Origin of the sequence: Streptosporangium sp. NPDC005286 (assembly GCF_040607515.1) — a bacterium.
Classification (GTDB): Bacteria; Actinomycetota; Actinomycetes; order Streptosporangiales; family Streptosporangiaceae; genus Streptosporangium.
Genome location: NZ_JBEXGU010000157.1, coordinates 1 through 21,300, shown reverse-complemented (window position 1 = coordinate 21,300; position 21,300 = coordinate 1). Strand labels below are relative to the sequence as shown.

The 21,300-nt window shown below is 70.1% G+C and carries 22 protein-coding genes; 10 read left to right on the top strand and 12 right to left on the bottom strand.

The window, feature by feature from the left end; translation table 11 throughout:
• Both ABZU75_RS36915 and ABZU75_RS36910 read left to right on the top strand, forming a co-directional pair.
• Positions 1-875: MraY family glycosyltransferase (locus ABZU75_RS36915; protein WP_355564900.1), on the top strand; the 875-nt coding region annotated here is incomplete at its 5' end.
• A gap of 4 nt (positions 876-879) precedes the next feature.
• On the top strand, positions 880-2,250 hold the full coding sequence (locus tag ABZU75_RS36910; protein ID WP_355564897.1) for a polysaccharide biosynthesis tyrosine autokinase: 1,371 nt from the start codon (positions 880-882) through the stop codon (positions 2,248-2,250).
• Here ABZU75_RS36910 and ABZU75_RS36905 read toward each other — a convergent pair.
• The 3 genes from ABZU75_RS36905 to ABZU75_RS36895 all read right to left on the bottom strand — a co-directional run bounded on the left by ABZU75_RS36905 (position 2,240) and on the right by ABZU75_RS36895 (position 5,318).
• On the bottom strand, positions 2,240-2,953 hold the full coding sequence (locus ABZU75_RS36905; RefSeq protein ID WP_355564894.1) for a hypothetical protein: 714 nt from the start codon (positions 2,951-2,953) through the stop codon (positions 2,240-2,242). The two genes, ABZU75_RS36910 and ABZU75_RS36905, sit on opposite strands and share 11 nt — an antisense overlap.
• Before the next feature lie 141 nt (positions 2,954-3,094).
• Entirely contained in the window at positions 3,095-4,822 is a 1,728-nt protein-coding gene (locus ABZU75_RS36900) for a DUF4012 domain-containing protein (protein ID WP_355564891.1), read from the bottom strand.
• 22 nt (positions 4,823-4,844) lie between these two features.
• On the bottom strand, positions 4,845-5,318 hold the full coding sequence (locus ABZU75_RS36895) for a hypothetical protein (RefSeq protein WP_355564888.1): 474 nt from the start codon (positions 5,316-5,318) through the stop codon (positions 4,845-4,847).
• Between the two features lie 242 nt (positions 5,319-5,560).
• Between ABZU75_RS36895 and ABZU75_RS36890 the strand changes: the two genes are divergently transcribed.
• On the top strand, positions 5,561-6,313 hold the full coding sequence (locus tag ABZU75_RS36890; protein WP_355564885.1) for an SDR family oxidoreductase: 753 nt from the start codon (positions 5,561-5,563) through the stop codon (positions 6,311-6,313).
• 137 nt (positions 6,314-6,450) lie between these two features.
• Here ABZU75_RS36890 and ugpC read toward each other — a convergent pair whose 3' ends face one another.
• Positions 6,451-7,671: a sn-glycerol-3-phosphate ABC transporter ATP-binding protein UgpC gene (gene ugpC, locus ABZU75_RS36885; protein WP_350916213.1), complete on the bottom strand. Its 1,221-nt coding sequence runs from the start codon at positions 7,669-7,671 to the stop codon at positions 6,451-6,453.
• A 176-nt stretch (positions 7,672-7,847) separates the two neighbouring features.
• Between ugpC and ABZU75_RS36880 the strand changes: the two genes are divergently transcribed.
• Positions 7,848-8,846: a LacI family DNA-binding transcriptional regulator gene (locus ABZU75_RS36880; RefSeq protein WP_355564881.1), complete on the top strand. Its 999-nt coding sequence runs from the start codon at positions 7,848-7,850 to the stop codon at positions 8,844-8,846.
• Here ABZU75_RS36880 and ABZU75_RS36875 read toward each other — a convergent pair.
• Positions 8,818-9,303 carry a glutathione peroxidase gene (locus tag ABZU75_RS36875; protein ID WP_355564877.1) on the bottom strand — a complete coding sequence of 162 codons (486 nt, stop codon included), beginning with the start codon at positions 9,301-9,303 and terminating at the stop codon, positions 8,818-8,820. The two genes, ABZU75_RS36880 and ABZU75_RS36875, sit on opposite strands and share 29 nt — an antisense overlap.
• Positions 9,304-9,524: 221 nt before the next feature.
• Between ABZU75_RS36875 and ABZU75_RS36870 the strand changes: the two genes are divergently transcribed.
• Both ABZU75_RS36870 and ABZU75_RS36865 read left to right on the top strand, forming a co-directional pair.
• Positions 9,525-9,917 (top strand): transglycosylase SLT domain-containing protein, encoded by a 393-nt coding sequence (locus ABZU75_RS36870; protein ID WP_355564874.1) that lies wholly within the window; start codon positions 9,525-9,527, stop codon positions 9,915-9,917.
• 349 nt (positions 9,918-10,266) lie between these two features.
• Complete coding sequence (locus ABZU75_RS36865; RefSeq protein WP_355564871.1) at positions 10,267-10,761, top strand: transglycosylase SLT domain-containing protein; 495 nt, start codon at positions 10,267-10,269, stop codon at positions 10,759-10,761.
• Between the two features lie 66 nt (positions 10,762-10,827).
• Here ABZU75_RS36865 and ABZU75_RS36860 read toward each other — a convergent pair whose 3' ends face one another.
• Complete coding sequence (locus tag ABZU75_RS36860) at positions 10,828-11,460, bottom strand: TetR/AcrR family transcriptional regulator C-terminal domain-containing protein (RefSeq protein ID WP_355564868.1); 633 nt, start codon at positions 11,458-11,460, stop codon at positions 10,828-10,830.
• A 93-nt stretch (positions 11,461-11,553) separates the two neighbouring features.
• Between ABZU75_RS36860 and ABZU75_RS36855 the strand changes: the two genes are divergently transcribed.
• Positions 11,554-12,675, top strand: coding sequence for a ferritin-like domain-containing protein (locus tag ABZU75_RS36855; protein WP_355564865.1), 1,122 nt, complete (start codon positions 11,554-11,556; stop codon positions 12,673-12,675).
• A 333-nt stretch (positions 12,676-13,008) separates the two neighbouring features.
• Here the strand turns inward: ABZU75_RS36855 and ABZU75_RS36850 are convergent, their stop codons facing one another.
• The 3 genes from ABZU75_RS36850 to ABZU75_RS36840 form a co-directional block, all read right to left on the bottom strand.
• Complete coding sequence (locus ABZU75_RS36850) at positions 13,009-13,341, bottom strand: DUF202 domain-containing protein (protein ID WP_355564862.1); 333 nt, start codon at positions 13,339-13,341, stop codon at positions 13,009-13,011.
• Positions 13,338-13,679 (bottom strand): DUF202 domain-containing protein, encoded by a 342-nt coding sequence (locus tag ABZU75_RS36845; RefSeq protein ID WP_350916199.1) that lies wholly within the window; start codon positions 13,677-13,679, stop codon positions 13,338-13,340. The genes ABZU75_RS36850 and ABZU75_RS36845 overlap by 4 nt, the downstream gene beginning before the upstream one ends.
• A 69-nt stretch (positions 13,680-13,748) precedes the next feature.
• On the bottom strand, positions 13,749-14,150 hold the full coding sequence (locus tag ABZU75_RS36840; protein ID WP_355564858.1) for a hypothetical protein: 402 nt from the start codon (positions 14,148-14,150) through the stop codon (positions 13,749-13,751).
• 133 nt (positions 14,151-14,283) lie between these two features.
• Here ABZU75_RS36840 and ABZU75_RS36835 point away from each other — a divergent pair, with 133 nt between their 5' ends.
• Positions 14,284-14,541, top strand: coding sequence for a UBP-type zinc finger domain-containing protein (locus ABZU75_RS36835; protein WP_355564855.1), 258 nt, complete (start codon positions 14,284-14,286; stop codon positions 14,539-14,541).
• 112 nt (positions 14,542-14,653) lie between these two features.
• Positions 14,654-15,079 (top strand): hypothetical protein, encoded by a 426-nt coding sequence (locus ABZU75_RS36830; protein ID WP_355564852.1) that lies wholly within the window; start codon positions 14,654-14,656, stop codon positions 15,077-15,079.
• Positions 15,080-15,085: 6 nt separating this feature from the next.
• Here the strand turns inward: ABZU75_RS36830 and ABZU75_RS36825 are convergent, their stop codons facing one another.
• The 3 genes from ABZU75_RS36825 to ABZU75_RS36815 form a co-directional block, all read right to left on the bottom strand.
• Complete coding sequence (locus ABZU75_RS36825; protein ID WP_355564849.1) at positions 15,086-16,669, bottom strand: Na+/H+ antiporter; 1,584 nt, start codon at positions 16,667-16,669, stop codon at positions 15,086-15,088.
• Between the two features lie 182 nt (positions 16,670-16,851).
• A complete protein-coding gene (locus ABZU75_RS36820) occupies positions 16,852-18,117 on the bottom strand; it encodes a hypothetical protein (protein WP_355564846.1) in 1,266 nt (421 codons plus the stop codon).
• A gap of 335 nt (positions 18,118-18,452) precedes the next feature.
• A complete protein-coding gene (locus tag ABZU75_RS36815; RefSeq protein ID WP_355564843.1) occupies positions 18,453-18,782 on the bottom strand; it encodes a zinc ribbon domain-containing protein in 330 nt (109 codons plus the stop codon).
• Between the two features lie 309 nt (positions 18,783-19,091).
• Between ABZU75_RS36815 and ABZU75_RS36810 the strand changes: the two genes are divergently transcribed.
• Positions 19,092-21,179 carry an ATP-dependent DNA helicase gene (locus tag ABZU75_RS36810; RefSeq protein ID WP_350916186.1) on the top strand — a complete coding sequence of 696 codons (2,088 nt, stop codon included), beginning with the start codon at positions 19,092-19,094 and terminating at the stop codon, positions 21,177-21,179.
• Positions 21,180-21,300: the final 121 nt, after the last annotated feature.

Here is a 21,300-nt window from a genome sequence, read left to right as displayed (position 1 = left end):
CGGCGGGCACGGTCGTGCCCACCGCGATCGCGCTCGGCTTCGCCGATCTGCAGATCACCGCGATCCTTCTCGCCGCCACCGCGGTGTGCGTCCTCGGCCTGATCGACGACATCGCCCCCCTGCCCGCGGCCACCAGGTTGACCGTGGAGACCGTGGTGGCGATCGGGGTGGTGCTCTCCGGCGTCCAGGCGACCGTGACCGGGACATGGCTGGACGGCGCCCTCACCGTGGTGTGGGTCGTCGTGATGACGAACTCCTTCAACCTGCTGGACAACATGGACGGCGCGCTGGGGACCGTCACCTCCGTGACCGCCGCTCTCCTCGCGGCCACGGCCCTGGTCCAGGGCCATATCGCGCTCGCGGTGCTGCTGGCCGCGCTCACCTGCGCGTGCCTGGGCTTCCTGCCGCACAACTGGGCACCCGCGAGAATGTTCATGGGAGACTCCGGATCGCTGTTCCTCGGATTCACGCTGGCCTGCTCGGCGGCCGTCCTGGTCACGGGACGACCGCCGGAGGCGACGATCGCCGGCCTGCTCCTGCCGACCTTCATCGCGACCGTCGACACCTGCGTGGTCTTCCTCTCCCGGATGCTGGCGAACCGCTCACCGTTGCAGGGCGGCACCGATCACCTGTCTCACCGGCTACGTCACATCGGACTAGGGACCCGAACGGTCTCCGTGACGCTGGGCGCGATCACGGCGATCACCGGCGCCCTCTGCCTGGCCATGGTTCTGGGCCGGCTGTCACCGCTCATCGCACTGGCCGTCGCGGGCATGATCGCCGCCGTTCTCATCGGTCTGCTGCGTGGCGTGAGCGTCCACACACCGGTCCAGCACCCCAGGCCTCCTCAGAAAATCCGTGAAAGGCGGCGTTGACCCCGTGGATCTGCTCTACTACGTACGGCTGGCACGCAGGAGTTGGCTGCTCATCCTCCTCTCGGTGATCCTGGCGGTGGGCGCGGCACTCGCCATCACCGCGAACACGCCGCCGAAATACGTCGCGACGATCTCCATGCTGGTGTCGGGCCACGACAAGGAGGGCAGCCTCTCCACCGCCTACCAGGCGGGCATGCTGTCGGCTCAGCGAGTGCACTCCTACGCCAGCCTGCTGTCCAGCCGCCGGGTGGTCGGCCAGATCGTCAAGGGTGAGGACATCGCGCGCCTCCAGGAGAACATCACCACCGAGGCCGTCCCCGGCACCGTGTTCCTGCGTGCCACGGTCACCGACACCGACCCCGCACGGGCCGCCCGGCTGGCCAACGCCCTGGGGGACCGGTTCGCCGAACTGGTCGACCAGATCGAGCGACCCACTCCTCGCAGCCGCCCCGCCGTCAAGATCACGATAGTGGATCAGGCCGACGTCCCCCTGGAGCCCGTCAGTCCCAAGCCACTGGCCAACCTGGTGGTCGCCGTGCTGGTCGCGCTGCTCTGCGCCATGGCCGTGATCGTTCTCCGCGACCGTCTGGACACGACCCTCAAGTCCTCCCAGGCGCTGCAGGAGGCGTCGGGCAGCTCGACCCTCGGGGTCATCGGCTACGAGCGGGACGCCAAGAACCACCCCCTGATCCTGCGCAGCCGCGGCCGTTCCTCCAGATCCGAGGCGTTCCGCGCGCTCCGCACCAATCTGCAGTTCATCGGCGTCGACCGGCAGCCGAAGTCACTCGTGGTCACCAGCTGCCTGCCGGGCGAGGGGAAGTCCTCGACCTCCACCAACCTCGCGATCACGCTGGCCCAGGCCGGCTGGCGGGTCGTCCTGGTGGACGGCGACCTGCGCCGTCCCAGCATTCCCCACTACCTCGGCATCGAGGGGGCGATCGGCCTGACGGACGTGCTGATCGACAGGGCACGTCTGAACGAGGTCATCCAGGTCTGGGGCGAGGCCGGCCTGTCCGTCCTGCCGAGCGGCCAGATCCCGCCCAACCCGAGCGAGCTGCTCGGCTCGGGCGGGATGCGTGAGGTGCTCGCACAGCTCACCGGGGCGTACGACATGGTGATCATCGACGCGCCGCCGCTGCTGCCCATCACCGACGCGGCGGCGATCGCCGCGCTCTGCGACGGCGCGCTACTCGTCGCCCGGTACGGCAGGACCCGCCGGGAGCACATGACCCGCGCCTCGGAGCTGCTGGCGTCGATCAACGCCCGCGTGGTGGGAACCGTCCTGAACTTCGTCCCCTCAGGTAACGGTGCCTACCAAAGCTACGGATACGGCTATGGCTACGAGCCGGAGGGCAGGAAGCCGGTCAACGCGTGAGCAACCCGAGCGGAACGGCGAGCGACCTCGCGATGCTCCGGCCCACCATCTGGTAGACCAGCCGGGATCGCCGGTACGGGTCCGCGATGTCAGGCTGGTCCACCCGGACCAGCCCGCGCAGCGCCCGCACCTCGTCGGCCAGCACGCGGGCCCGCCGTGCGGGATCCCGGTGCCGGATGATCTCCTCGGGCGACACGGCCCGCACCAGCGTGCCGAACTCGGCGATGGTGAAGGCCCGCGTGGCCGCCGCGAAGTGCATGGCCACCGACTCCGCGCGGTGCCCGCAGGTGGCCGTCAGCACGAGGTCCGCGGCGGCCACCAGCTCGGGGACGAGCGGGCGGGAGCCGAAGCCGGTGGGATCGCCGCCGAGCCGTATCAGGACCCGCCGGGCATGCTCCGTCATCTCCCGTCCCGATTCCGCGTGCGTGCCCGCGCTGATCACCTGGACCGCCGGGCACGGCCCGAGGGCCGCGCGGGTCAGCCGCTCGGCCAGCGGGGAACGGCAGACGTTACCGGTGCACACGTAGAGAATGCGGAAGCGGATACCGTCCCGCGGCCCCCGCTCCTGCCCGACCTCCCGCCAGCAGCGCTGCCCGCAGCCCTCGTGCCCGGCCGGGACGCCCTCGCCGTCGCCCGCTGCTCCGGCGCCTTCCACGGTCACGGGGTGCTGTGCGATCCCGCCGGTCCCCGGTGAAGCCTTCATGGCGCGAGGGTAGGCCGCCCGCGGTGCGCCACCGCCCGCGGCACGCGCCTCTTTGCTCTTTTCTGCCGATACGGCACGCCGACACCGCGCGAGGGCAGGTGCCGGGCGGGCCCACCCGCCGTCCCGCCGGGGAGTTCGGCGTCAGAAGGCACAACCCCGCGGGTCCTGGGTGACGCGAGTCCGCTGGGGACGGACCAGCGGCTGCACCGGAACCAGTGGCGGCTCGTCGGAGGCGAGTTCGGTGAAGTCGAACTCCAGCCTCCTGGACTGTCTTGGGGCGAACTCCAGCAGGGCCGAGTAGACGGGGTGGGAGCGTTCGGCCTCCCTGATGACCGACACCCGCTCGCCATCGAGACGGGCCGCGGTCATCCTCGCGCCGAGTCCGCCGTACAGCGACACCCACAGCAGGTTGGAGCCGGGAGTGTGGCCGCTTCGCGGGGCGTCGAGCCTGCCGGTGACGTAGGAGGGCAGCGTCCGTCCCGGGACGTCGTTGGTGAGCCGGATCCGCACCGTCGAGGAGCGCAGCCCGCCCTGGCAGGGGCCCAGCTCGTAGTCGAGGGAGCGCTCCAGGTAGTAGTCGAGCTTGCCTCCGGCGGAGTTGTTGACCACCAGTCCCGCGAACGGCCCCGGGCGCGACGACAGCACGCCGCCGACCGGGGTACGCGACAGCCGCCGCTGCTCGGCCTCGTGGCGGCTCCAGATCTGGATCCGCCGCTCGCTCACCATGTCGGACAGCGCGGGCAGCAGCCGGGTGGGGTCGACCAGGGACGTGGGCAGCGCCTCGCTGACGGCACCGGCGATCTCGATGAGGAACCGCTTGCGTGCCGCGGGGTCGGGGTAGCGGGCGTAGGCCTCCCGCTCGGTGAGGTCGACGACGTTCTCGGCGGTGACCTCGCTCCCGCCGGGGAGAGAGACCGGCCCGATCACCCTCAGCAGGTGGGCGAGGCCCACCGGGTCGGTGGCGATGGCGCCGTCCAGCCGCCCGCCGGCCTGCCGCTCCCACAGCCCCGTCCAGGTGGCCGCGGCGTACGGGAAGTGCGGGGAGAGGTTGGAGACGGAGAGCATCCTGGTCGCGCTCGTTCCGTAGCGCCCGAGGAAGTCCTGGCCGTGGTCGGCGACGGGGACCGGACTCGCGGCCAGGCCGGTGTTGGCGGAGAGGCGCTCGACGGAGACCCTGCCGCGGTCGGCTCTCAGGATGCCGAAGGCCCCGACCAGCCCCCCGGTGCCTCGCGCCTCGGCGTTGGTCTGGAACGCCAGGAAGTAGCGGCGGGGGCCGTCGCGGCCGAGCATCGGGGGTAGCAGGGCGGCCGCGTCCGCCGCGTCACGGAGCAGGCCACGCAGCCGGCCGATCTCGCCCAGCGCCGTGTCACGCGCCTCGTCCAGCCTGCCCAGGCCGGTGCTGTCCGGGGCGGCCGCCAGGTGGGCGAGCACCCGCCCGAGACGGGTGACGCCGTCGTCCAGGGCCGGCGCCGCGGCGTCGAGCGCGACCAGCTGATGCCGCAGGTCGCCCGGGGAGCGCGTCCTGATCGTCAGGAGCGGGTCGGCTGCCTCCCGCACGCCGGCGAGCACATCGGTCAGCTCGGCGGCGGCCCCGGCGAGACCGCGCACGGTGGTCGCGGCGTTCCCCACGATCGGGGTGTGCGCGATCACCCACCAGTCCGGGCCCTCGGTGAGCCGCCGGGCCTCGACCGCGTGCCGCCGGGCCTCTGCCAGCGCCTCGGTCAGCGGGCGCGGATCGCCCGCGCCCACCACCGCGCGCAACTGGACCAGCGCACCCCTGGCCGCCTCCAGGTGATCGCGCACGCGCATGCCGAGGTGGACCGACCAGCCCCCCGCCAGCCCCAGGGCTGCGGGGACCAGCAGGCCCACCACGACTATCCGGTGTCGTCGCCTACTCGGCACTGGCAGATCGACGGCGCCGTACCGAGATCAGCGTGCCGGTCGCTCCCACGGCCAGCAGGCCACCGCCGAGCGCGGCCATCGTCTCCATGGGTGCTCCCGTGAAGGGCAGCTGCTTCCCCGCCACCGCGCGCGGCCCGCAGCTTCTCCCGCAGCCGCCACCGCCGCAGTTCCCCCCGCAGTTACGGCAGCCCTCCGCACAGTTACGATGATGCCTCCTGCGGTTTTCCAGGCGGATGTGGTTTCCCTGCTTCTGGTTCTGGTCGATCGTGTTGACCTGGTCCTGGGCGACCGTGTTGACCTGCTCCGCGGGACGCGGTGGGTACGGCACCGGCTGGACCGCCGGCGCGGACAGGCCGGTCACGGTGGTCAAAGTCGCGGCGGAGGCCGCCGTTGATATTCCGAAGGCCAGTACGGCCCCGGCGGTCACCGTCAAGGCGGTGGGTCCCAAACACTTTCCAGCCATTTCAAGCTCCCCGGTGGCGGCATTTCAAGCTGTGGAAACGACACCCGGAGTGCGGGCGACATGTCCCTGGAACCCGTTATATGCAACCTCGTCGGGAACGGGCTCGCCGCCTCGTGACACTTACCGAAAGATCGCCAACTGTTCTCCGCCCTTTGACGATCACGGGTCGACACGGCCACCAGCCGGAAGCCTCGGGGCGTTCGCCCGCCCCTCCCCCAGCGTGTCGTCCCTAGACTGCGGGTATGCCAACCGCATTGATCACCGGGGCGACGGCCGGCATCGGCGCCGCCTTCGCCCGCCGTCTGGCCGCCGACGGATTCTCACTCGTCCTGGTCGCCCGCGACGAGAAACGCCTCACCTCGGTCGCCGAGGAACTGCGCCTGCGCTACGGGGTGAGCAGCGAGGTGCTCACCGCCGACCTGGCGACCGAGGAGGGTCTGGAGGCGGTGGAACGACGGCTCCGCGAGGGGGTCGACCTGCTGGTCAACAACGCGGGCTTCGGCCATCGGGGCCACTTTCTCGACGTCCCGGTGGAGGAGGAGGTGCGGATGCTCAAGCTGCACTGCGAGGCGGTGCTGCGGCTGACGCTGGCCGCGCTGCCGGGTATGAGGGAGCGGGACCGAGGCGCGGTGATCAATGTGGCGTCGGTGGCGGCGTTCTTGCCCGGGGGCTCCTACAGCGCCTCCAAGGCGTGGGTGGTCAGCTTCAGCGAGTCCATGGCCGTGGAGCTGACCGGCAGCCGCGTGCGGGTCATGGCCCTGTGCCCGGGTTTCGTGCACACCGAGTTCCACGAGCGCGCCTCGATGGACAAATCGAGCATCCCCGGCTTCCTGTGGCTGTCGGCGGACAACGTCGCCCGCGAGGCCATGCGCGATCTGGCCCGCGGTGTGCTGGTGAGCGTCCCCGACCTTCGCTACAAGGCCATCGTCGGGGTCAGCAGGTTGCTTCCGGCCAACGTGATCGCCCTGGCCTCCCGCCGTTTCGGCCGCCGCTGACCTGACACCGCTGACATGACAACACCGGCCTGACGTCGCCGACAGAAAGGGCCCGCGCCACGGGAGGGGGTCGTGGCGCGGGCCCTTTCCGGCCTGCGGGGGTGGTCGAGGACGGCCCCTGAGGCCCGCCGGGCCGATCAGACGCGGGTGTTGGCCTCGTGGCCGATCGCCAGACCCGAGACCGGGTCGAAGAAGTGCAGGTTGTGCGTGTCGACGACCAGCTCGACGCTCTGACCGGGGCGGACGTGGCTGCGGGAGTTGACCCGGGCGGTCCACAGCGACTTGTCGCCCACCAGCGGCAGCGTCGCCTCCTCGTCGCCGTCGGCGTCGGCGGCGGCCACGGTGTCCTGGTGCTGGACGGGCGGGGCGTCGATCAGGAAGAGCACATTGATCTCGGAGCCCAGCTCCTCGGTGACCTCGGCGCGGACCTGCAGGCGGGTCCAGCCGCCCGAGGCGCCGTTGGCGGCGACCGAGTCCTCGAAGTCGGAGGGGCGGATGCCCAGGATGATCTTCTTGCCGAAGTACTGGTCGAGGCCGCGCTTCTCGGTGAAGGTCTCGTTCGGCACCGGCAGATTGAAGCCCGCGAAGGCGACGGCTGCGCCGCCGTCGCCGCGCACCAGCTCGGCGTTGACGAAGTTCATCGACGGGGAGCCCATGAAGCCGGCGACGAACAGGTTGACCGGCTTGTCGAAGAGGTTCTGCGGGGTGTCGACCTGCTGGAGCAGGCCGTCGCGGAGCACGCAGACGCGGTCGCCGAGGGTCATGGCCTCGACCTGGTCGTGGGTGACGTAGACGGTCGTCACGCCCAGGCGCTCGTGCAGGGTGTTGAGGGAGGCCCGCATGGAGACGCGGAGCTTGGCGTCCAGGTTGGAGAGCGGCTCGTCCATGAGGAAGGCCTGCGGCTCACGCACGATGGCGCGGCCCATGGCGACACGCTGGCGCTGGCCACCGGAGAGGGCGGCGGGCTTGCGCTTGAGGTACTGGTCGAGGCCGAGCATCTTGGCGGCCTCGTTGACGCGCTTGGCGATCTCCGCCTTGGGCATCTTGCGGAGCTTCAGACCGAAGGCGAGGTTCTCCTCGACGGTCATGTGCGGGTAGAGCGCGTAGTTCTGGAAGACCATGGCGATGTCGCGGTCCTTCGGAGGCAGGTGGTTGACCACCCGGTCGCCGATGGCGATCTCGCCGCCGCTGATGTCCTCAAGCCCGGCGATCATGCGCAGGGCGGTGGACTTGCCGCAGCCGGACGGCCCGACCAGCACCATGAACTCCCCGTCCTTGATCTCAAGGTCGAGGCCGTTCACGGCTTTGACGCCGCCCGCGTAGATCTTGTCGACTTTGCTGAGAACGATGGATGCCATGGAAGTCCTTAGCGCCTCGGGCAACCCCGTGTTCACCCGATATTGGATACGTTTTCATGCATCTCACCGGAAACGGATACCCCTGTCAAGGGGATGACCGGTTCTGGCCTGTCAACAGGGCAGTCGTTATCGCTTCGCGCTGCATCGAACACGGAAAGCATGATGGAATCGTTTCCATGAACATGCGTCGTACGACGATCAAGGATGTCGCCGAGGCGGCCGGGGTGGGGGTCGCCACGGTGTCCCGGGTTCTGTCCGGCGGATCGGCGAGTCCCGAGACCAGGGAACGGGTGCTGAACGTCACGGCCCAGCTCGACTACCGGCCCAGCGCGCTCGGGCGCAACCTGCGCCAGCGGCGCTCGGGCGGGATCGGGCTGCTGCTGCCCGACATCACCGACACCTTCTACGGCCGTCTGGCCGACGGCGTGCTCACCTGCGCGCGCTCGGCGGGAGAGCCGGTGATCCTGGGCGCCACCGGCGACGATCCCGAGCGTGAGGCCGAGCTGATCGGCACGCTGCTCGAACAGGGCGTGGACCGGGTGATCGCGGTCCCCTCCGGTGACGGCGACGGCTGGGCGCCGACCCTGCGGGCCGGGCTGACCACCGTGTTCGCGCACCGGCTCTCCCCCGGGCACGACGACATCCCCGCGGTGCTGGCCGACGACCGCGCGGGGATCAGGACCGCGGTCGACTACCTGAAGGGGCTGGGGCACCGCCGTATCGCCTACCTGGGCGGTCCCGGGCAGGAACAGCGCCTGTCCTTCTTCCGGCAGGCGCTCGGACCCCTTGTCGACGAGGAGCTGGTCGTCGTCGCCCGTGGCAGCCGCGACTCCGCGTACGCCGCCGCGGCCGGGCTCTTCCAGCACCGGCCCGACCTGACCGCGGTGCTGGCGGGGGGAAACCTGCTGGGCGAGGCGGCGGTGCTGGCGGCCAGGGAGCTGGACCTGCGCATCCCCAGGGACCTGTCTCTGATCATGTTCGACGACGTGCCCTGGGCGGAGCTGTGCTCACCGCCGCTGACGGTGATCGCCCAGCCGGCCCAGGACATCGGCTACCGCGCCGCCGAACTGGTGCTGCGCGGCGGTACCAGGCGGCCGCGCGGGGTGCTGCTGCCCACCGAACTGATCGTCAGGGGCAGCTGCGCGGCTAGAGGGACCTCTCGATCGCCTCGATGACCGCGGGGTCGTCGGGCAGGACGCGCGGCCGGAACCTGGCGAGCACCTCCCCGTCCTTCGAGACGAGGAACTTCTCGAAGTTCCACTCGACGTCGCCGGCCTTGCCCTCACCGTCGGGGGTCTGGGTGAGCAGGTCGTAGAGCGGGTGCCGGCCCTCGCCGTTGACCTCGCTCTTGGCGAGGAGCGGGAAGTCGACGCCGTAGGTGGTGGAGCAGAACTCCTGGATCTCCTCCGCGGTGCCCGGCTCCTGTCCGTAGAACTGGTTACAGGGCACTCCCACGACCGTGAAGCCCCGGTCGCCGTAGATCCGCTGGAGGTCGACGAGAGCGGCGTACTGGGGGGTCAGGCCACATTTGGAAGCGACGTTGACGACGAGGACCGCCCGCTCTCCGGCCAGCTCGGCCAGGGTGGTGGGCACGTCGGAAAGAGTGTGGATGGCGGTATCACGGATTCCCATGCTCCGCACCCTAATCCCCCTGTCACATTTGAGAGTTATGTCGTCCATAAAGTGAAATGTGACAGAGGCCACAGGTGAGACGACGCCCCCCTCACCAAGGCTTTGATCATTTTCTTACCGATCTTTGACATGACTCCTGACAGACACTGTCGACTGGCCCGGCCGCGGATCGCCGGGCATCGTGGCGGCCGTCCCTCAACCCCAAGGCACAAGGGAGTCCCATGTCGACGCTACGCCGTACCGGTGTGCTGATGATCGCCTCGGCGCTCACCCTCGGCACCACCACCACGGTCGCCCAGGCGTCCTCGGCGAGAACGGGCAACCAGGCCGTCGCCAGGCCGATGGTGGCCGCGCACGGCTGGAGCAGAGCCCAGTTCAACTGCCTCAGCAGGCTCTGGACCAGGGAGAGCAACTGGAACCACCGCGCCCGCAACCGCTACTCGGGGGCTTACGGAATCCCGCAGGCACTGCCCGCGGGCAAGATGGCCGACGCCGGCCGCGACTGGCGCACCAACCCCAGGACACAGATCAGATGGGGACTCGGATACATCAAGCAGCGCTACGGATCGCCGTGCCGGGCGTGGGCGCACTTCGGCTCGCGGGGCTGGTACTGATCCACTGATCCCGAAGCGGTGATCTGAAACCCCATGACGGGGTGATTTTCACACCGTCTCCACGCATGGGCGATTCGCCGGTCGTAACCGGACCCTCGCCGAATCTCCCGTAGATCAAGAAGATCGGGCAAACACCTTCCCTTCGCGTGTCCCATCCGCCGTCCGACACTCTCTCGCGTACTAGAAAGCCGCCTAGAGAGACCGCCGCGGCGTCTCATGCCGGAAACAGGCCGGCGAGACCGCGCGGACGTTCCCCGCCCGAGCCACGGGCGCCGGATCGCCGACCGTACGAGAAGCACCTACGTGCCCTCCTGCGACTTCCGCACGCGGCCCAAGGACAAGGATCCATGTGAACAGCTACCGCGTTCTGCGCAACACAGTCGTGACCGTTCTCGCCGCCTCGGCGATGGTCGGGTCCTCGACGCCGGGACAGGCCGACAGCACGGCCGAGTCGTCCAGGAAAGGGACGGCGAGAACCGTTCATCGCCTCACCTGGGTCACCCAGGTGAAGCCAAGAGTGAAGGCGGTCGCGAGGACCGCCAAGAGCAGGAACAAGACGATCGCCTATCGTCTCGTCTCCCGCCGCGCGTGGCCGCACAGCCAGTTCCGCTGCCTGGACAGCCTCTGGACCAGGGAGAGCAACTGGAACCACCGCGCCTACAACCACTCCTCGGGGGCGTACGGCATCCCGCAGGCACTGCCCGGCTCGAAGATGGGCGGCAGCGGCGGGGACTGGCGGTACAACCCGATCACGCAGATCCACTGGGGTCTGAGCTACATCAAGAGCCGCTACGGGTCACCGTGCGGCGCGTGGGGTCACTTCCGGTCGAGCAACTGGTACTGACCCGCATGGAGAGTGTCCAGGGGAAGGGAACACTCTCCGGCGCCCGGGGCCGCGAGGTCCCGGGCGTCACCTCTTGAGCTGCAGGGCCATCGCCTGGATGAGCAGTTCGAGGCCGAAGGCGAACTCCGCCTCGTGGTCGCACTCGTGGAGTGCCGGAGCCAGCTCACCGACCTGTGGGAACAGCAGGGGGTCGACCTCGCTGACACGGACGTCGGATCGGTGCACCGGGGCGAACGTCGGGGTCACCCCGACCTCCCTCAGCAGCGAGCCCACGATGTAGGCGATGAACACCCGCAGGGCGCGCACCGCCTCGTCGCCCCCGAAGCCCGCGCCGCGCAGCGTGGCCAGCGCCCGCTCCACCGGGAGCAGGCCGGCGGTGGAACGGAGCTGGCGGCTGACCACCACCATCGTGCACCGCGGGTAGTGATGCGCGATCTGCCGGAAGGCGAGCGCCTGCATGCGCACCCGGTCAGTCCATTCGGCGTCCGGGTCGTCGGTGAACTCGATCTGCGACAGCACGGTCTCGGCCACCGCGTCCAGCAGCGCCTCCTTGTTCGGCACATGGTTGTAGAGCGACATCACGCCCACACCCAGTTCGGCGGCGATCGCGCGCATGGACACCGCGTCGGCGCCCTCTCGCTCGATCAGGTCGATCGCCGTGGCGACGATACGTGCTCGGGACAGTGGCTCGGCAGGCATATGACCATTGTCCCCTCATTGGTTCCATTGACGTACGTACAGTGTACGTGACACGCTCGTTGCGTACGTACGGTGTACGTCTCTGGAGGCCGCATGTCGACACACGATCTCTACACCATCCCCGCCGAGCTTTCCACGTGGGACGTCGAGGCGGCCGGAGCCGCCCGCTTCACCTGGGAGTACGACAACGGCAGGGACCGTATGCTCGCCCTTTACCAGAAGGGCAAGGACAAGCAGTGGGACTCGGTCAAACGCATCGACTGGGACCTGGAGGTCGACCCGTACAACGTGCTCGGCGTCCCCGACGAGACCATCGCGATCCACGGCACCCCGCTCTGGGAGCGGATGGACGAAAAGCAGCGCAAGGAGGTGCGCCTGCACGGCGCCTCCTGGCAGTTCTCCCAGTTCCTGCACGGGGAGCAGGGCGCGATGATCTGCTCGGCCAGGATCGTGGAGTCGGTCCCCGACCTCGACTCCAAGTTCTACGCCGCCACCCAGACCATGGACGAGGCCCGCCACGCCGAGACCTACGCCCGCTTCCTCCAGGAGAAGGTGGGGCTGGCCTACCCCATCAACCCGCACCTGAAGTCGCTGCTCGACAGCACGCTGAGCGACTCCCGCTGGGACATGCCCTACCTCGGCATGCAGGTGCTCATCGAGGGCCTCGCCCTGGCCGCCTTCGGCGTGATGCGCGACATCACCACCAAGCCGCTGCCCAAGCAGATCCTCGCCTACGTGATGCAGGACGAGGCCAGGCACGTGGCCTTCGGCCGGATGGCGCTGCGCGACTACTACCGCCAGCTCAGCGAGTCGGAGCTGCGCGAGCGCGAGGACTTCGTCATCGAGGGCTGCTACCTGATGCGCGACCGGCTGCGCGGCCAGGAGACCTGGGAGAACCTGTGCCTGAACAAGGCCGAGGTCGCCGATGCCATGGAATCCGTTGACAAATCCCAATATCTCAAGCTGTTCCGCTCGCTGCTCTTCAGCCGCATCGTTCCCTGCGTCAAGGACATCGGGCTGTGGAGCCCCCGCCTGCAGAAGGCCTACGCCGACATGGGCGTGCTGGACATGACGGGCCAGAGCCTGGATGCGCTGATGCGGCAGGACGAGGACATCGCCGAGAAGCTCGACACCGAGCGGTTCGCCGCCGAGGAGGCCGAGCGCCACGCGGAGGTCGCCGAGACCGTCGCCCTCGGCGGCGACCCCCGGCCCTGATCCGGCCCTGATCCGGCCCCGCACCGGACCCTCGACACCGAGCCCGATCCGGTTCACGGGGCGCCTCCGGTGCCGGCCGGGCCGTTTCACGGCCGCACGGCGGGCCGGGGACGCCCCGGCCGGGCAGCAGGGTCCGCCGGTCACGGGTGGTCAGGATCTCGTACGGCCACGCGGCGCGGTGGTTCGTCTCCGCCTCGATCCGGTCGTGCACGGGCCCCGGCGGCAGGCCGAGGAGCCGGTCGGCGCGGACGGCCCGCAGCTCGCGACGAGGTACGCCGAGATCGGCGCCGGGCGGCCGGACGGATCATCCAATCGAGACACGCCGCGAGGTCCCTATTTTCCGAACCTCGCCAGCACGAAGGCGATGGCTCCGGCCGCGGTGGCGAGGGTACCGAGCCAGGCGATGAGGGCGTCGGCCCGGTTGTCGAGGGGACGGCTCTGGTGGAGCGCCTTCTGGACGCGGCGGAAACGGATGCCCGTGTGGGTCAGCAGGAGGCCGGCGCAGAGCAGGGCCGGAACGAAGGGGATGATCGCTATCAGGGGCGTGCCGGCGCGCAGGGCGATGCCCGCACCGGCCAGGGCGGTGACGGCCAGCATGGCGCTGGTACGTATCCAGGCGAGCTGGGTCCGCTCGCTCTGCAGGCCCTCGTCCCAGGGGCTGTTCATCGCGACAGCAGAATGAGGATCAGGGCGAGCACCGCGACCGTCGCCACGCCGTACCCGAACAGGGGTGCGAGGGCGGGAGGCGGCAGCGGGGCGGAGTTGCGCAGGGCGTGCTGAACACGACGCCAGCGGGGGTAGGCCATCGCGGCCGCCAGAGCCGACAACGACACCAGGACCACCGCGAGCAGGGTCCGCATCCAGGGGACGAAGACATCGGCGGAGACCGCGGCCATGGCCACACCGCCCGCGCTCAGCGCGAGCGATGTGCTCAGCCAGGTCAGGTAGGTGCGTTCGTTGGCAAGGGTGAACCGGGGGTCCGGTTCACGCTCCGGAGGCTTCATGAGAACGACGCTATTTCAGCCACATTCCCCATAGAGAACCCGGGTTGACGGAACCCCCGCAGGTGAGGGCTATCCGCAGGCGTTGGTCAGTTGCTCGACCCACCGCACCGAGTCGGTCGCCACCTTCTGCGCGGTGTCGATGGCGCTGTTGGCATCGGGGACGTTGAAGCCCTCCAGGGTGTTGGAGACGCCGTCGGCCGCCTCCTTCAGCGAGGTGTTGGCCGCCTTGTCGGCCAGGTCGCCCAGCTTGGCGCCCCCGTCCTTCAGCGCCTGCTCCATCGCGGCGGGGTCGTTGAGCAGGCCGGAGACCTTCGAGACGGTCTCGGTGACGATGCCCGCGGCCTGCACGCACTGCTGTGCCTTGTCGATACCCTGGCTCACCTCCTGGATCTCTGAGCAACCGGTGGTGATCAGGGCGGCGGCGAGCGCTGAGGCGGCGAGGGCGGGGATTCGTCGCGGAAGGGGTCGCATGCCCAGACCCTACCCAACGGGCCGGTGCGGCAGGCGCCTGTCGTACCGGCTCGTTACCCGGACTGCGAGGCGTTGGGGACCGCACCGCGGCTCCGGCCGTACGATCATCAGTGTTCGAACGAAGGGGGAGACCATGCAGATCTGTCAACATCTCGCGCAGGCCCAGGACCCGGAGCCACGCACGCCGCAGGGGTGCGAGGAGTGCCTCGCGACCGGAGATCGCTGGGTTCACCTGCGCAAGTGCCTGTCCTGCGGGCACATCGGCTGCTGTGACTCCTCTCCCAACAAGCACGCCACCGCCCACGCGACGGTGATCGGCCATCCGGTCATCGCCTCGTTCGAACCGGGCGAGGACTGGCGGTGGTGCTACGTGGACAAAATCATCGGCTGACCGGCGGCAGCGGGGTTCCCCCACCCCGCGGGGATGTCAGCCGCAAGTCTTTTCCAAGCGCGGGGGCCTATCTCTTGACATGTAACGATGCTCAAGAGTTTGGAACCCCTCCATGCGTACCGGTCTTCGTGTCCTGCTCGGCCTGACCACCGCCGCGGCACTCGCTCTCGGCGGTTCGGCCCCGGCGCTGGCCTCCACCGCCGCCCCCACGGTCTGGAAATGGGGCCCCCTGCACTCCACCGACGGGCTCGCCGCGGCCTGGGGCAAGGTCGCCGTCGGCCAGTCGGGCCTCGTCGTGTACGGCACGCTGGAGGACACCCGTGGCTCGGGCTGCGCGTGGGCCCAGATACGTTACCTGAGCTCTCAGAACGGACGGTGGCACACGGCGTCCTACTACAACTGCGTTCCCGGCCCGGGAACGTTCCGCAAGGACGTCGGCGGGGTCCTGCAGATCAAGGCGAGGACCTGCCGGGGCACCTCCGCACGGCCGACCGGGCGGTGCTCGCGGTGGAAGACCGTCTACACCCAGGGCGGCTGACAGAGGCTAGTCGCGCTCCAGAATGGCCTCCTCGAAGTCGATCTCGTGGAGAACCCGGCGGAGCACCTCGTCGTCGATGCGCCGCTCGTCGCGGAGGCATACGAAAACCTCGCGCTCGACCGCCAGCATCTCACGGCGGAGCCGCCGGTAGACCGTGCTGGGCGTCTCCTCCCCCTGTGGTCCCGTGCCGCTGCCCAGTCGCTCCCAGGCGGCGAGGGTACGGCGCTCGGCGCGTGCCCTGAGCTGGTCGACGACCTCCCGATAGACCTCGTCGACGCCCTCGCCCACCAGCTCGTCCAGCCGGGCCAGCGAGGCGGAGGTGGCCGCCTGCTGGGCGGCCGCCTCGGCCAGGTTGTCGGTGTAGATCTCCCGCTCGTTGGAGATCTTCAACCTGCGGATCAGCGCCGGGAACGTCAGGCCCTGGACCAGGAGGGTGCCGATCACCACCGAGAAGGTGAGAAAGAGCAGCAGGTCGCGGCCCCGCAGGGTCTGCGGAATGGCGAAGGCCGCGGCGAGGGAGACCACTCCGCGCATGCCCGCCCAGCTCACGATGGTCACCTGCTTCCAGGTCGGCGCGTGGGGCTCGCTCTCGCGGATCTTCGCGGACAGCATCCGGGGCAGGTAGAGGCTGGGCACGACCCAGAGCGCCCTGGTGACCACCACGGCGGCGAAGACGACCAGCGCCATCCCGGCGAGCTTCCACGGGTTGGCCCACTCCAGCCCTCTCATGATCGGCCAGAACTGCAGGCCGATCAGCGCGAAGACGATCGTCTCCAGGAAGAACCCGAGGACCCGCCAGACCGCCTCGGACAGCAGCCGGGTACTGAAGCCCGCCCTGGGCAGGCGATGGCCGATGTAGAGCCCGACGATCACCACGACGATCACACCGGAGACGTGCACGCTCTCGGCCGCCAGGTAGACGGCGAACGGGACGAGCAGCATGACGGTGTTCTCGATGAGCGGGTCGCGCAACCGGATCAGCACCCGGGCCAGGATCCAGGCGAGCCCGAGGCCCATCAGCACGCCGCCCACCGCGGACCGGGCGAAGTCGGCGGTGACCTCCGGCCAGGTGATGCCCCCTCCCAGCGCGGCCGCGACCGCCACCCGGTAGGCGGTGAGCGCGGTGGCGTCGTTGAACAGGCTCTCCCCCACCAGGATGGTGACCGTCCTGCGGGGCAGCCCGAGCCTGCGGGCCACGGCGACGGCGGCGACCGCGTCGGGCGGGGCCACGATCGCGCCCAGCGCGAACGCGGCGGCCTGCGGCAGCTCGGGCAGGAGCAGGTGGGTGATCCACCCGATGACCAGCGTGGTGAACAGCACCAGGCCGATCGAGAGCAGCCCGATCGGCCTGCGGAAGTCCTTGAGCCTCAGGTAGGAGCTGTCGACCGCCGCCGAGTAGAGCAGCGGGGGCAGGAAGACCAGCAGGACCAGGTCGGAGTCGAGCTCGTACTCGGGGAAGAGGGGAGACAGCACCAGGCCCGCGAGCACCAGCAGCAGCGGCGCCGGCCACCCCCTGCGCCTGGCGACCGCGGCCACCGCGATGCCGAGGACGGACACGGCCAGCGTCTGCACCACGGTCGACTGGTCCACGCCACCCCGCCCGGTAGGGATCGATCGGCTTCCGTGCCCCCGCGCGCCTCGCGAACCGCCCGGAACAGCGGAGCGCCGGGTTTCACCCCCGGCGGACAGAACGACGCTACCTCGGACGTGGATCTCGCGCCCGGGACGACACGACGGAACCCGCCTCCGGGGAACTCACATCCCCTGGAGAGTCACCACTCCCGGCGTTCTTCCCGGTCGTCACGGCGCCGTCCCTCGCGGCGCCTGTCGTCGTACTGGTGCTCGTCACGACGGCGGTCGTACCGGTCGTCGTAGCCCTGTTCGGGGCGGAGTCTCTCACCCGTGGAGTGCGGCGGGTCCTGGAGGTAGGGGCGCGGCAGCCTCTGGTCGGGTGCGGACTGGCCTCCCAGGCCCAGCGGGTCGGACGGATCGACGTCCTGCTGCGGGTAGGCGGGTGGCGAGCCGTACAGGTCTCGGAGGTCGGCGGGGTGACCGGCCTGGTGCGGCTGCGCGGTGCCGAACGCGTAGGGATCCGGCTGCGCGGGGGCCGGGTAGCCGTACGGGTCGGGTTGCTGGGTCCCGTGGCCCCCGGCCTGCTGCTGGGCGGCGAACCCGAAGGGGTCCGTCGAGTTCTGCTGCCCCTGCCCGTAGGGGTCGGGATCCGGCCGGCGGGCGGGGTTGGGGAACTGGTCGGCGTGCGACGCGAACGGGTCGACGGGCCGCTGCTGGGGCGGCACGCCGTACGGATCGGGCTGCTGGGCGCCGAACCGGTCGGCGGGCTGCTGCGCGGGCGTGCCGTAGGGGTCCGGCTGCTGGGCGCCGTACGGAGCGGGCTGCTGCGCGAGCGGGTAACGGTCGCCCGGCATCTGGTAGGCGGCCTCGCCGGGCACCGGGCCCGTACCGAGCGGATCGAAGGACTGCGGCTGCCCGTAGGGCAGGGCGTCGTTCACGATCATGTTCTCGCGCGGCACGGCGTCGGCGGAGCCGTGCCCCGGCGCCATCCGATCCTGAGACCAGTCGGGTCGATCCGGCGCAGGCACCACTCCCCGCGCGACGAGCACGTCGTTCGGCCCGAGCGTGGCGGCCTGGCGGGGCTCGTCCGGCACGGGAACGTGACCGGCCGGGTCGGGATACTGCTGGGGCTGGGCGTAGTCCTCGGGCCGAGGTCTGGCGTACTGACCGGTGCCGGGATACTCACTGTGGATCTGCTGTTCGGCGTGGGGGCGCTGCTCGGTGTGAACGGGCTCGCCCACCTCGTCGGGGTACTGCCCACCGGCTTGGACGAAGCCCTCGTCAAGGGTGTCGACCAGCCGCCCCACGTCGTTCATGGGCATGCGGAAACTCGCGGTGCACATCTCGCCACGCCACAGGCTCAGCACCAGCGTGCCTTCGTGCCAGGTGACCCGGAGCACCCGCTCCTGGCCACGCTCGTCAAAGAACACCTCGCCGAACGACGGCAACGGGACAACTTCCGACATGGAGGACATAATGTACTCAAACGCCCCAAACATCCAGTTCGAGCAGGGACTTTGCAGGGCAATCGCACCTCACGCGGTGCAATCGCGGTGCAATCGCGGCGGACACCGTCACGCCGACCATCACTCTCGGTCACCGCCTAACGAGCAAAGGGTACGCAATAGAACACCTAAAGGGGACTATATCCGAGCGTAAGCTCAAGAGCGGGGGAACCTGCTTCAGGGCCCAGATGTCCCCCCAGGCTTGACCCTCACAGGGGGAAGGCCATACGCCCAGGTCAGCTTCTCGGCCCTGGGGGCCGAGCCCGCAGTTTCTCGCCGTCGATGGATTCGACGGTTCAGGCCGCGTCGCCGGCAGCATGACGCACTGCGCGGCGACCGATATTGATCGCCGCGAAGTAATCCGCCAGGCCGGCGAGCCTGTACGAAACACCACGAAAGTCATCCCGGGTAGGACGATTCCGTTTGTCGATGTGGCCGCCCCCCGGGCAGGTGCGGGAGGTGTTACGCGAATCCACCGGCCGCACCGCCACCCCGGCCGAAACCGCTTTGTACGTCACGAACGTCCTCAGTCGATGGAAACCCCACGAGTGCAGGTCGGCACGCTGCCCCTGCCCCTGCCCCTGCTCAGGCGAGGGCGCGAGCTTGAGCATTTCCGTCACCAGCACGCACCGAGTCTGTCACTCACCGCCACCGGACGGCACCGTTTTCCGCGTTTCCTCCCCGCCGCGAACGACAGGGCCTCCACCCGGCGATTCCGATGACCGAGCGCGAAAGCACCCCGGAGGAGATCCGGCAGGGTCCGGCGGGTCGTCTTTCCGAACCGGGAGCGGAACCTGTGACACGTGGATCACCAACTGGAGGTATCGGCCTCCCGGAGTCGGCCCGGTGGATCACGACAGGACCGAGGAGGCGGGGCGCACCGCGCCCGCCGGAGCCGCCACGCTTGTCGGAGCGAGCCGGTACGGTTGGCTGTCGTGCCGACCGACTCCATCACCGCTCCCGAAGACGTCTCCTCAAAGGTGGACATTCCCCCGGTTGAGGACCTGCTGAGCACCGCCGTCGAGGCGGTGGGCGGGGTCGAACGCCCCGGACAGATCACCATGGTGAGGGCGGTGCAGCACGCGATCGAGTCGGGCGACCACCTGGCCGTCCAGGCGGGCACCGGCACCGGCAAGTCGCTGGCCTACCTGATCCCCTCGATCAGGCACGCGATGACCTCCAAGGGAGCCGTGGTCGTCTCCACCGCCACCATCGCGCTCCAGCGCCAGCTCGTCGACCGCGACCTGCCCCGCCTCGCCAAGGCCCTCGCCCCGCAGCTGCCGCACGAGCCCACGTTCGCGATCCTCAAGGGCCGCCGCAACTACCTGTGCCGCTACAAGGCGAGCGCGGGGTGGCCCGACGAGGAGCAGGACCAGCTCTTCGACCCCCGGGAGGTCAACGCGACGGGCCGGATGGTCCAGCGCATCCAGGAGTGGTCGAACGAGACCGAGACCGGTGACCGCGACGAGCTGGTCCCCGGCGTCAACGAGCAGGCCTGGCGCCAGTTCTCGGTCAGCGCCAGGGAGTGCCTGGGAGCCACGCGCTGCCCGAGTGGCATGGAGTGCTTCGCCGAACTGGCCCGCGCCCGCGCCGGCGAGTCCGACGTGGTCGTGACCAACCACGCGCTGCTCGCCATCGACGCAATGGAGGACTTCCCGCTCCTGCCCGAGCACGAGGTGGTCGTGGTCGACGAGGCTCACGAGCTGGTCGACCGCGTCACCTCGGTGGTCAGCGGCGAGCTGTCGGAGACCATGGTCACGGTGGCCGTGCGGCGGGTCGGCAAGCTCATCGAGCAGCACCTGGCCGACCGGCTCATGGAGGCCGGAGAGGACCTCAGGGCCCTCCTCGCCGCCGCCCCCGCCGGGCGCCTCGACGAGCTTCCCGACGTGCTCGGGCTGACGCTCGCCCTGATCCGCGACTCGGCGTGGGCGTGCATCACCGCCCTTGGCCCGCGCACCGGCGACAAGGACGACCCGGAGGGCGCGGGACTGCGCAAGGCGGCCTTCACCTCCCTGGACGAGGTGCACGACACCGCGCAGCGCATGCTCGACGCCTTCGGCCACGCCGAGGAGATCGACCGGGCCGAGGTGGTCTGGCTGGAGGCGGGCACCGACCGGCGGCCGCCCCTGCTGCGGGTGGCGCCGCTGACCGTGGCGGGCATGCTCCGCGACAGGCTCTTCGGCGACCGTACGGTCATCCTGACCTCGGCCACGCTCGCCCTCGGCGGCGCCTTCGACGGGCTGGCCCGCCAGTGGGGCCTTGGCGCCGAGGGCGGCGGGAAGCCCGCCGAGGAGGACGAGACGGGCGAGGAGCGCGCCGCCCCCAAGTCCGGGAAGAAGGCCGGCAAGAGCCGGGCCGGCTGGAACGGCATCGACGTCGGCTCTCCCTTCGACCACCCCCGCAGCGGCATCCTCTACGTCGCCAAGCACCTGCCCCAGCCGGGCCGTGACGGCCTGCCCGAGGCCTACATCGACGAGATCACCGAGCTGATCGAAGCCGCGGGGGGCCGCACTCTCGGCCTGTTCTCCTCGATGCGGGCCGCCAAGGCGGCCACCGAGGCCCTGCGCGACCGGCTGAGCGTGCCGCTGCTCTGCCAGGGCGACGACTCCACGATGCTGCTGGTCAAGCAGTTCGCCGAGGACGAGCCGACCTGCCTGTTCGGCACGCTCTCCCTCTGGCAGGGCGTCGACGTCCCCGGCCCCTCGCTGCGCCTGGTCATCATCGACCGCATCCCCTTCCCCCGCCCGGACGACCCGCTCAGCTCCGCTCGCCAGCGCCATGTGGCCGCCAAGGGCGGCAACGGGTTCATGTCGGTCGCCGCCACCCACGCCGCGCTGCTCCTCGCACAGGGCGCGGGCCGCCTGCTCCGCAGCCAGCACGACAAGGGTGTGGTCGCGGTGCTGGACCCGCGGCTGGCGACGGCCCGCTACGCCGGGTTCCTGCGCGACTCCCTGCCGCCCTTCTGGCCCACGAACGACCCGGCGAAGGTCCGCAGCGCCCTCAAACGCCTCAGCGCCTCCTGAAACCGCCTCGGCCCCCGGCGACCCCGGCACCGGGATCGCCGGGGGCCGGGTGCGCGCCCTCGCCCCGCGCACCGCCAGAATAAGGGCGGCACGGAACATCCCACCCACCCGCGGCCCCACC